At 38.0% G+C, this 10,804-nt stretch carries 8 protein-coding genes and 1 pseudogene; all 9 read right to left on the minus strand.

Features of this window, described 5'->3' with window-relative positions; genetic code table 11:
* Positions 1-26: 26 nt before the first annotated feature.
* Positions 27-3,752 (minus strand): phosphoribosylformylglycinamidine synthase, encoded by a 3,726-nt coding sequence (locus SFC32_RS07370; RefSeq protein WP_411049807.1) that lies wholly within the window; start codon positions 3,750-3,752, stop codon positions 27-29.
* A gap of 50 nt (positions 3,753-3,802) precedes the next feature.
* Positions 3,803-4,513, minus strand: a complete 711-nt coding sequence (gene purC, locus SFC32_RS07375; RefSeq protein WP_074565243.1) for a phosphoribosylaminoimidazolesuccinocarboxamide synthase — start codon at positions 4,511-4,513, stop codon at positions 3,803-3,805.
* A gap of 124 nt (positions 4,514-4,637) precedes the next feature.
* Positions 4,638-4,880 carry an acyl carrier protein gene (locus SFC32_RS07380; protein WP_039696062.1) on the minus strand — a complete coding sequence of 81 codons (243 nt, stop codon included), beginning with the start codon at positions 4,878-4,880 and terminating at the stop codon, positions 4,638-4,640.
* Between the two features lie 17 nt (positions 4,881-4,897).
* Positions 4,898-5,893: a phosphate acyltransferase PlsX gene (plsX, locus tag SFC32_RS07385; RefSeq protein WP_277612669.1), complete on the minus strand. Its 996-nt coding sequence runs from the start codon at positions 5,891-5,893 to the stop codon at positions 4,898-4,900.
* Between the two features lie 136 nt (positions 5,894-6,029).
* A complete protein-coding gene (recO, locus tag SFC32_RS07390) occupies positions 6,030-6,785 on the minus strand; it encodes a DNA repair protein RecO (protein ID WP_411050189.1) in 756 nt (251 codons plus the stop codon).
* A complete protein-coding gene (locus tag SFC32_RS07395; RefSeq protein ID WP_074626881.1) occupies positions 6,775-7,950 on the minus strand; it encodes a pyridoxal phosphate-dependent aminotransferase in 1,176 nt (391 codons plus the stop codon). The genes recO and SFC32_RS07395 overlap by 11 nt, the downstream gene beginning before the upstream one ends.
* Positions 7,951-8,136: 186 nt before the next feature.
* Complete coding sequence (locus SFC32_RS07400; RefSeq protein WP_039696066.1) at positions 8,137-9,108, minus strand: ribose-phosphate diphosphokinase; 972 nt, start codon at positions 9,106-9,108, stop codon at positions 8,137-8,139.
* Between the two features lie 142 nt (positions 9,109-9,250).
* Positions 9,251-10,582: a CHAP domain-containing protein gene (locus SFC32_RS07405; protein ID WP_411050188.1), complete on the minus strand. Its 1,332-nt coding sequence runs from the start codon at positions 10,580-10,582 to the stop codon at positions 9,251-9,253.
* Positions 10,583-10,683: 101 nt separating this feature from the next.
* Positions 10,684-10,804 (minus strand): annotated as a pseudogene (locus SFC32_RS07410) (cell shape-determining protein MreD); the annotation flags it as partial.

Raw genomic sequence — 10,804 nt, forward strand, 5'->3', positions numbered from 1 at the left:
TTCTATAAAATATATTTTTGTGGATATTAAGCTTTAGTGAAATACTCAACCGCGCTACGGAACAAGTGTTGGTCTTTATTTCCTGGAATATTTTGGAAAAGACCATCTTCGTAACGTTCTGAGTGTCCCATCTTACCGATGATTTGTCCGTTCTTGCTTGTGATACCTTCAATAGCATTCACAGAGCCATTTGGATTGTATTTAGAATCCATGCTTGGTTTGCCATCGAAGTCAACGTATTGACTAAAGATTTGTCCGTTATCACGAAGTTCAGCAAACTCTTCATCAGTCACAACAAATTTACCTTCACCGTGTGAAACTGGAATAGCGTAAACATCACCAACTTCAACACCAGCAAGCCAAGGTGAGTTTGTATTTGCAATACGTGTTTCAACCATTTTCGCCACGTGTTGGTTAGCATCGTTGTAGAAAAGAGTTGGACTTGTTTCAGTAGCATCTTCAAAGTTACCGTATGGAAGAAGACCTGATTTAACAAGGGCTTGGAATCCATTACAGATACCAATGATAAGACCACCTTTTTCGATGAAGCTATCAATAGCTGCGCGAACTTTTTGGTTAAGCAAGATGTTCACGATAAATTTAGCAGAACCATCTGGTTCATCAGCAGCTGAGAATCCTCCAGCAAAGAAGATGATATTTGCTTTGCTGATATTGTCAACCATTGTGTCAACTGATGCTTCAATAGCTGCTTCGTTCAGTGTTACAAATGGTACCAAATTAACTTTTGCACCAGCTTGTTCAAAGGCTTTAGCTGAATCGTATTCTGAGTTTGTACCAGGGAAAACTGGGATGTAAACAAGTGGTTCAGCAACTTTTTCACTTGCTTTAATGACAGCGTCTGAAGCGACAGCTGGAACATCTTCAAGCTTAGTACTTTGTTCAAATTCAGTTGGGTAAACTTCTTCAAGTGTTCCTTCAAAGGCTGAAAGAAGTTTGTCACCAGCAAGGTTGACACCGTTGACAGTAAGTGTAAAGTCAGCTGTTGTTTCACCAATTTTAACAGCGTCAGCAATTTCTTCATCTGAAGTAAAGACAAAGCCACCGAGTTGTGCTGTCAAGCTTGTTGCAAGCTCGGCCAATTCAACCTTAGCACCGATATGGTTACCAAAGCTAGCAAGCGCCAAGCTTTCCATCACACCACCGTATTTAACAGCTGATGCTGCTGTAATGTGATGTGCTTTTTGAATGGCTTCAAATTTAGCAAAGTTACCTTTGATTAGGTCAAAATCAATATCTTGTGAAATAGCTTGACCTGGGATATAGTAAACATTTTCGCCAGCTGTTTTAAATTCAGGTGAAAGAACTTTACGGCTATCGGCTGTTGTTACCCCAAAAGCAACCAATGTTGGTGGTACTGTCAATTCTTCAAAAGTACCAGACATTGAATCTTTACCACCAATTGATGGTAAACCAAGTTGAATTTGAGCTTCGATTGAACCAAGAAGAGCTGAGACTGGTTGACCAAAGCGTTCAGCTTTTTTATCCATACGTTGGAAGTATTCTTGATAAGAAAAACGTGCTTTAGACCAGTTAGCTCCAGTTGCCACCAAACGTGCTGTCGCTTCAATCACAGCATAAGCAGCACCGTGATATGGTGACCATTCAGCAATGTAAGGATTGAATCCTTGAGCCATGACTGAAGCTGTTGTTGTTACACCATTTTGAACAGGAAGTTTTTGAACAGAACTTTCTGTTGGTGTGATTTGGTAGCGACCACCAATTGGATGGTTAACTGTTGAACGACCAACAGAGCTATCAAAGATTGTTTGTAAACCTTTTTGGCTAGCATGGTTAAGGTCTGAAAGGACTTTAGTTGTATCAGTTTCAAGAGTTGCTGCTGAAGTTGTACGTTGTTCTGGCATGTCAACTTGACTGTCAACGACATCAGCATCAACGACCACGCGCACACCGTTAGTATCAAGGAAACGACGTTCAATATCGACAATGGTTTGACCATTCCAAGTCATGACAAGGTTTGGTTTTTCTGTAACTGTCGCAACAACAACAGCATCGATATTTTCTTTGTGACATTCAGCTACGAAAGCTTCAACGTCTTTCGGACGAACTACAACAGCCATACGTTCTTGTGATTCTGAGATAGCAATTTCAGTTCCGTTAAGCCCTTGATATTTAAGTGGCACTTTATTAAGGTCAATTTCAAGACCATCAGCCAATTCACCAATCGCAACACAGACTCCACCAGCACCAAAGTCATTTGATTTTTTGATGAGGCGAGTCACATTGCCATTACGGAAAAGACGTTGAATTTTACGTTCTTCGATGGCATTACCTTTTTGGACTTCTGCACCAGCTGTTTCAACAGATTCAACCGTTTGAACTTTAGATGAACCAGTTGCACCACCGACACCATCACGACCTGTTTTACCACCGAGAAGAATAACCACATCACCAGCTTCTGGTTTTTCACGAACAACATTACCTTTAGGAGCTGCACCGACAACAGCTCCAAGCTCCATACGTTTAGCGACAAATCCTGGGTGGAAGTATTCTTTAACGTAAGTTGTTGCAAGACCGATTTGGTTACCATATGAAGAATAACCGTGAGCTGCTGTTTTAGAAATCACTTGTTGTGGCAATTTACCAAGACGAGTTTCTGCAATTGGTGTTGTGATATCACCAGCACCTGAGATACGCATAGCTTGGTAAACATAAGAACGTCCTGACAATGGGTCGCGAATAGCACCACCGATACATGTTGCAGCACCACCAAATGGTTCAATTTCTGTTGGGTGATTATGTGTTTCATTCTTGAACATAAGGAGCCAAGGTTCTTTAACACCATTCACATCTACTTCGATTTCAACAGAACATGCGTTGATTTCATCTGAGACTTCCATGTCGTCCAAACGTCCATTAGCACGTTCGTAACGACCAAAGATAGTCGCCATATCCATCAATGTTTGTGGTTTTTCAGAGCGACCTAATTCATCACGCATAGCAATGTATTTATCATAAGTTGCTTGCAATTGTTTTTGGAATTTAGACGCTGAGAAATCAATATGTTTAAGCTCAGTTTCAAAGGTTGTGTGACGGCAGTGGTCTGACCAGTAAGTGTCCAAAACTTTCAATTCAGTTTCAGTTGGCACACGACCAATTGATTTGAAATAATCTTGGATGAAAAGAAGGTCATCAACTTCCATCGCCAAACCTTGTTCAGCTTTGTAGTCAGCAAATTCAGCTGCTGTATAAGTTTTAAAGAAATCAAGATTTGGAATTGTTTTGTCAGATTCTGAAAATGCTTGTGGGGCAATTCCTGTTGTAATATCTTTAAAACGAGAATCAACAGGATTAAGCAAATAATTCTTAACCGCATCAAGTTCAGCTGCAGCGATATCTTTATTAACGAGATAAAGTTGAGCAGTATTAACAGTCACGTCACTATTGCTACCAAGCAAAAGCAAAGCTTCTTGTGAAGATGCTGCACGTTGGTCAAACTGACCAGGAAGTGATTCAATCGCAAAGAAAGCATAATTAGCAAGTTCAGCAACCAAATCATTTTCAGCCAAAATATTATCTGTTACTTGTTCAGAAAAGATATGTTTTTCCGCACGTTCAAAAAGTACTTTGTCTAGCCCAAAAACATCATAAACTTGAATGATACGTAGATCAGTCAAACTTGTTAATTGAAGATTATGTTTAAGCTCTTTAACAAGCGCTTGAGCTTTAATATTGAAATTTGATTTTTTCTCAACGAAAATTCGTTTATTCATTTTTTACCCTTTTTAGAATTCTTCTTTTACCTACTAGCAAATGTTGCAGATTATTTAAGTCCTTTTAATTTTTCAAGAACAACTTCGTATACATCTGTCAAGCTACCTAAATCACGACGAAAGACATCTTTATCCATGTGGTGACCTTCAGCATCCCAAAGACGGCAGTTATCAGGTGAAAATTCGTCAGCAAGAATGATTTTACCGTCTTTATCTTTACCAAATTCCAATTTGAAATCAATCAAAGTAAGTCCGATTTGTTTGAACCAATCTTTCAAAAGTTCATTAATACGACGTGTTTCAGCTTTGATGTAAGCAATATCTTCATCGCTTGCAATACCAAGGAATTTCACATGTTCATCATTAATGAATGGGTCATCCAATTCATCGTTTTTGTAATAAAACTCAACAATTGGTGTGTCCAATTTGATACCTTCTTCGACACCAAAACGTTTTGAGAATGAACCTGCTGTAACATTACGCAAAACAACTTCAAGAGGAACAATATCAACTTTTTTGTTCAATTGTTCGGTTTCTGACAATTGTTTAACAAAGTGAGTTGCCACACCTGCTTCATTCAATTTAGTAAAAATTAAAGATGAGATTTGATTATTAAGAACGCCTTTACCTTTAATAGTCTCTTTACGAGCACCATTAAGCATTGTTGCTTGGTCTTTGTAGACTGAAATAATCAAGTTCTCATCTTCTGAAGTTGTGTAAATATCTTTAGCTTTTCCCGTATAAATTAGTTGTCGTGACATGTTTTTGTTCGCCTTTCGCTTTTATTCTACTAAATTTTAACACATGCTCTAACCAATTTCAATATTTAACAGACTTTTTAATAAAATAAAAATAAAAACGTCCGCTTTTAGCGAACGTTTTTGCTTAATTCACTCTATTATAGAGATATTCCATCATTTCTCCCATACATTTCATGTCTTCAACATCTTCATCAGGGATTTCCAAATGAAACTCATCTTCCAAATTGATGATAAATTCCATCAAGGCAATTGAATCAACTCCTAAATCATCATGAAGACTCGTTGTTTGCGTAATCTCCATATCTGGTTTATTCATTTGCTCCTTAATGATGAAACTAATCCTTTCAAAAATAGCCTCTTTTGTCATTTCATCCTCCCTTTTCATTAGTCTTTTGGTGTGAATGCTTCAACCAATTGACCAACAACATTTGTATCTAACATCTTACGAGCTTGTCTAATAGTATAGTAAACAGCTTGCGCGTCACTTGAACCATGACATTTCACAACAGGTGCTTTAAGCCCAAAGAGAACCGCACCACCTGCACTTGAATAATCCATAGTATCTTTTAGACTATACAAACTGTCTTTTAGTAGAAGGGCTCCTAATTTTGCTTTCCATCCACCTGATTTAATAGAAGATTTCAAGCTTCCCATAATGTTAAGAGCAGTTCCTTCCATCGTTTTAAGAACAGCGTTTCCTGTGAAACCATCCGATACCACAACATCAGCAACACCATTCATCAAATCACGCGCTTCAACATTTCCAACAAAGTTTAGACTATCATCTTCTGCCAGAAGAGCGTAAGTTTCTTTATGAAGTGGATCACCTTTAGTAGCTTCTGTTCCGTTATTTAGCAGACCCACACGTGGTTTATCAATACCACGAACATTTTTAGCATAAAATGACCCTAAAATAGCATATTGGTGCAAGTGTTTAGGGGTATTTTCAGCATTCGCACCAAGGTCTAACATATCATAACCTTTACCATCAAGAGTTGGTAAAGTAGACATCAAACCTGGACGATCAATTCCTTTAATACGTCCGACAACAAAAAGTCCTGCTGCCAAAAGAGCACCTGTATTACCTGCAGAAATCACAGCATCTGCTGTTCCTTCCTTAACGGCTTGAGCACCAAGTACCATACTAGCTTTCTTTTTACGACGAATCGCTTTTGCTGGCTCATCGTCCGAATTAATTTTTTCATCTGTATGAATAATTGATACACGGTCTGTTGCTGTCAAATATTCCTTAATTTTTGCTTCATCTCCATAAAGTTGAATCTCAATATCTGAGAATTCAGCCAAGGCACGATTAACTCCCTCAACAATAGCCTTAGGAGCATTATCTCCGCCCATAGCATCAATAGCAATTTTCTTCATATGAATTTCCTCACAAAACATTATCGCCTTATTATAGCATGATTCGCGATTTTTTTCATTTTTTGAAAATCCTCGCATGCTTTCAGAAAAAAAGCCACCTGATAAGCAGGATGAAAATTCTACCTATCAAGTGACTTTATTTCATAATATTTCCCCAAGTTCCTAAATCATCGATGAATTTCTTACTCTTCAAACGAAGACCAACGTAATTATCATAAATATCATCAATGAACAACCGTAATTTTCGTTTCATCTCTGGTTTAACAGAAATTGTCTTCAAATCATCAAATTGAATTGCTTGAAAACGATCCACCAGATAAAGGACATTCGGATCCAGATGACTGCGATGATCATCTTTCACATAATGTTCAGGACAAAGCAAACCAGAATACTTGTGTGAAAAATCAAAAGGAAGCCCTACACGATGACAAAAAGCACACTCATGAAAATTAAGACTAACACCAAAACGTTCTAAAATCTGAATCTCAAAAATATTAGTCAAAATTTCATAGTCAAGCCCCTCTTCCATCAACAAAAGAGTCTTCTTTAAAAAGGCAAATAACTGCGGATCTGCAACACCATCTGGTACAGCAGCATCTGCTAAAGCCGTCACATAAGACGCATAAGATAGCTTAAATAAATCCGCACTAATCTCCTTGAAAGAATCAACTTCCTTATAATCTTCAATAAAAGATAAACCAGTCTCATTGATTTTTAAAATAAATTTAGCTACCGTTAACGGTTGAATAGCCGAATTAAAACGAGATTTACTAGCATGTTTCACAAAAAACATGTGTTTCCCATTGGTTTCAGTAAAAATCTTAACTAACTTATCATCCTCACGATAATTACGATTATAAAGGACAAGACCGTAAGTTTCCTTATTTTGCATGTTCTTCCATAAATTCTTTCAAACGATCCATGGCTGTTGTGATTGTTTCCATACTTGCCGCATATGACAAACGAAGATAGCCTTCACCATATTTACCAAAAGCTACACCAGGAATGAAAGCAACAGCTTTTTCACGCGCAAAATCTTGACAGAATTTAAATGAATCTTGTTCATAGCCAGCTGGAATCTTAGCAAAAATGTAAAAGGCACCATCTGGTTTGATAATCTTAAAGCCAAGCGCAGACATTTTATCAATGATGTAATCACGACGTTTCATATACTCTGCTTTCATAGGAAGAGCATCATCTTTACCAACTGAAAGAGCTTCAATCGCAGCAAACTGTGCCATTGTTGCAGCAGCTGTAACCAAGTATTGGTGACTCTTAATCAACTGTGCTGTAAAATTAGCTGGTGCAAAAATCATACCAATTCGCCAACCAGTCATAGCGTGAGATTTAGAAAGACCATTAATTAAAATCGTTTGTTCTGGAAGATATTCTGCAATTGATACATGAGGTTCATCACTATAAGTTAATTCAGAATAAACTTCATCTGAAACCACAAAAACATCATATTTCTTAAGCACATCTGCCAAAGCTTTGATTTGTTCGCGTGAGTAAGTTACCCCAGTTGGATTTGTTGGGTAGTTAAGCAAAACAGCTTTTAGTTTATCACCTTGTTCTAAGATAGCTTTTTCAAGCATTTCTGGTGTTAACACAAAATCATTAGCTGTTGTATCAATTTCAACAATTTCAGCTCCTACAAGATTAACAATAGGTTCATAACCAGGATAAGCTGGCGCAGGCAAAAGAACTGTATCACCAGGTTCCAAAATAGCCGTTAACGTTGCAGATAGGGCTTCCGTTGCCCCAATTGTAACCAAAATTTCATTATCAGGATTATAAGACAAATGATATTTAGATTTCAAAAAATCTGCAGCTGCTTGACGAAGAGCAGGTAAACCTGCCATCCCAGTATAGTGAGACTGATTGGCATCAATCGCAGCTTTTGCTGCCTCTTTAACATGATCAGGTGTTGTAAAATCAGGCTCTCCAAGAGTCAATTTCATAATGCCTGGCACGTCAGAAATAGATTGGTCAAATTGACGAATCAACGACACTTCGATCTTATTTAAATTTTTATTAAAACGATCTGTTAAACTCATAGTTTCACCTCAAAAATCTAATTACATCTATTATACATAAAATTTGATAATTATACACCCTTTTTCAAGTTATCCACAACAATAATCAACTAATTAGCGCAAAAAAACTTATCCACATGTTAATATCTAAATACAAAAACCGCTGGCTGTTACACCAACGGCTTTTATGACTCTTTTAGTCAATTATTATTTATTAGCTGTTCCCATTTCAAACAATGGTGACAAAGGACGTTTTTCGTGAATACGAGTAATTGCTTCAGCAATTAATTCAGCGATTGAAATTTGTTCAATCTTATCGATCAAACGTTCTTCTGGAAGATATATAGTATCCAAAACAACCAATTTTTGGATTGCTGATTTCTCGATATTTTCAAGAGCAGGGCCAGAAAGGACTGGGTGAGTACATGATGCATAAACCGCAGTTGCTCCAGCTTCAGCAAGAGCATCTGCTGCGTGACAAATAGTACCTGCTGTATCGATCATATCATCAATCAAGATACATTTTTTACCTTTAACATTACCAATGATGTTCATAACTTCACTGGTATTCATTTTTGTAACACTACGACGTTTATCAATGATAGCAATCGGTGTTTGGAGGAATTGTGCCAATTTACGTGCACGAGTCACACCACCGTGGTCAGGACTAACGACAACAACATCGTCTCCAACCAATCCGTGACGATCAAAGTAATCAGCGATCAATGGTGCACCCATCAAGTGATCAACTGGAATATCAAAGAAGCCTTGAATTTGTGCAGCATGCAAGTCAACAGTCAAAAGACGATCAACTCCTGCTACTTCAAGCATATTTGCGACTAATTTAGAAGTAATCGGTTCGCGTGAACGAGCTTTACGGTCTTGACGAGCATAACCATAGTAAGGAATAACCACACTAATTTTTTCAGCACTAGCACGTTTAAGAGCATCAACCATAATCAAGATTTCCATCAAGTTATCGTTAACTGGTGAGCTAGTTGACTGCAAAATAAAGACATGGTCGCCGCGAATTGATTCTTCAATGTTTACTTGGATTTCACCATCAGAAAATTGACGAACAGTTGATTTTCCGAGTTGAATTCCCATAGCCGAAGCTACTTTTTCTGCTAATTCTTTGTTTGACGATAAGGCAAACAATTTTAAATCAGAATAAGACATGATTTCCTCCAAAGTTTTTATCCTTTACCATTTTAACGTTTTTTTAGCATTTTTTCAATGACAAATGCGTTAAATCCGCTAAATACAGGCAAAATAGAGGGACACAAAAAAAGAGAAGGACATAATCCTTCTCACAGTTTTATTATTGGTAGATATAGTAGACAGTTCCGCCACCCCAAGTTGATGAAGTTGGGTTGAACCATCCACGGTAGTTACCGATTGATGAGTTACCAGCGTAGTTAGCTTCCATAACTTGGATGTTAGTTGAGCTTTGAACAGCTGTTACGTATGCAACGTGTCCATAACCACCACCATCGTATGGCCATACAGCTACTGCACCAGCTTGTGGCGTAGTACCTACAGAGTGACCAGCAGCTTGTGCGCTAGCAATCCATTGGTTAGCATTACCCCAGTAGTTACCAACCCATGAAGCAAGTGATTTAACACCCCAAGTACATTGACCTACTGGGTAAGTGTTACCTGCTGTGTTAGTAGTTGGTGTTACTGAAGATGGTTTAGCAGCTGATGATGAAGTTGAAGCAGCTGGTTTAGCAGCAGTTTGTGCTGGTGCACTTTGAGCTGGTGTTGCAGCTTGTTGTGCTGGCGCTGCTTGAGCTGGAGTTGAAGCTTGTTGTGCTGGTGCTGATGAATCTTGAGCTGAAGTATCTGTAGTTGTATCAGTTGTAGCTGTACCGTTTTGAACAGCAGCTTGTGCTTGTGCTACAGATTCAGCTTGTGCTTGTGCTTCAGCTTGTGCTTGTGCTTCGGCAGCAGCTTGTGCTGCAGCAGCTTCAGCAGCGGCTTGTTCAGCAGCTTCTTTTTGAGCTACAAGGTTAGCACGTTCATCTTCAGCAGTTGCCAATTGAGCAGAAAGATCCAATTGAGCAGCCTGCAATTCAGCTTGTTGTGTTGCCAAAGCAGCTTGGTTTTGTTCGATAGTTGCTTTGTTAGCAGCTACTGTATTGATAGCTTCTTGGTTTTCAGCTTGTTTTTGTTCAATTGCAGCTTTATCCGCTTCTTGTTCATCAAGCATTTTTTTGTTTGCAGCAACTACTTCACGAATTGCTTGAACACGGTTGATAGCATCAGAAACTGATTTAGAGTTCAAGATTGTGTTGATGTAGCTTGTAGCTGAAGCATTTTTTTGTGCGTTACGAGCTTGGTTTTTCAAAGTTTCGTTACGAGCAACAATTTTGCTTGAAAGAGCTTGAATTTCTTCACTTAATTTTTGAGATTCAGCTTCAAGTTGAGCATTTTGTGCTTCCAAATCAGCTTGTTGTGATTGAAGAGAAGACACTTGACTTTGAATAGCGTCAACTTTACTTTGAGCTGCAGCTTGTTCTGAAGTTAGGTTGCTGATTACAGCATCCTGTGCAGCAATTTGTGTATCATAATCGTCCGCATTTACAGTTACGGCCGCTGTTCCGAGTGTCACACCACTGACAAGAACAGCTGATAAAATTCTTTTTTTCATATTAATTAAACTACTCCTTTTTGATAAGACATTATTATTTTACCAAAAAATCACGCAATTAATATTACGTGATTGTTACATTTATGTTTTGTTATGGTAATCTAAGCGTTAAAATATACTTTTTTAAACAATTTCTGGAATATCAAATACAACAAAATGTTAAAAATAAGTGTAGGCGCAAAACTATATGCTATAAAATTAGCCATTGATAACGTTGTCATC

It is taken from the genome of Streptococcus sp. TATVAM-FAB8 (genome assembly GCF_046592795.1).
Lineage (GTDB): Bacteria > Bacillota > Bacilli > Lactobacillales > Streptococcaceae > Streptococcus > Streptococcus ruminicola.

Bases quoted from the DNA above. Each gene is read 5' to 3' on its own strand.
- recO (WP_411050189.1), bottom strand. From the start codon at position 6,785: ATGCAAAATAAGGAAACTTACGGTCTTGTCCTTTATAATCGTAATTAT.
- SFC32_RS07400 (WP_039696066.1), bottom strand. From the start codon at position 9,108: ATGTCTTATTCTGATTTAAAATTGTTTGCCTTATCGTCAAACAAAGAA.
- purC (WP_074565243.1), bottom strand. From the start codon at position 4,513: ATGTCACGACAACTAATTTATACGGGAAAAGCTAAAGATATTTACACA.
- SFC32_RS07380 (WP_039696062.1), bottom strand. From the start codon at position 4,880: ATGACAAAAGAGGCTATTTTTGAAAGGATTAGTTTCATCATTAAGGAG.
- SFC32_RS07395 (WP_074626881.1), bottom strand. From the start codon at position 7,950: ATGAGTTTAACAGATCGTTTTAATAAAAATTTAAATAAGATCGAAGTG.
- plsX (WP_277612669.1), bottom strand. From the start codon at position 5,893: ATGAAGAAAATTGCTATTGATGCTATGGGCGGAGATAATGCTCCTAAG.
- SFC32_RS07405 (WP_411050188.1), bottom strand. From the start codon at position 10,582: ATGAAAAAAAGAATTTTATCAGCTGTTCTTGTCAGTGGTGTGACACTC.
- SFC32_RS07370 (WP_411049807.1), bottom strand. From the start codon at position 3,752: ATGAATAAACGAATTTTCGTTGAGAAAAAATCAAATTTCAATATTAAA.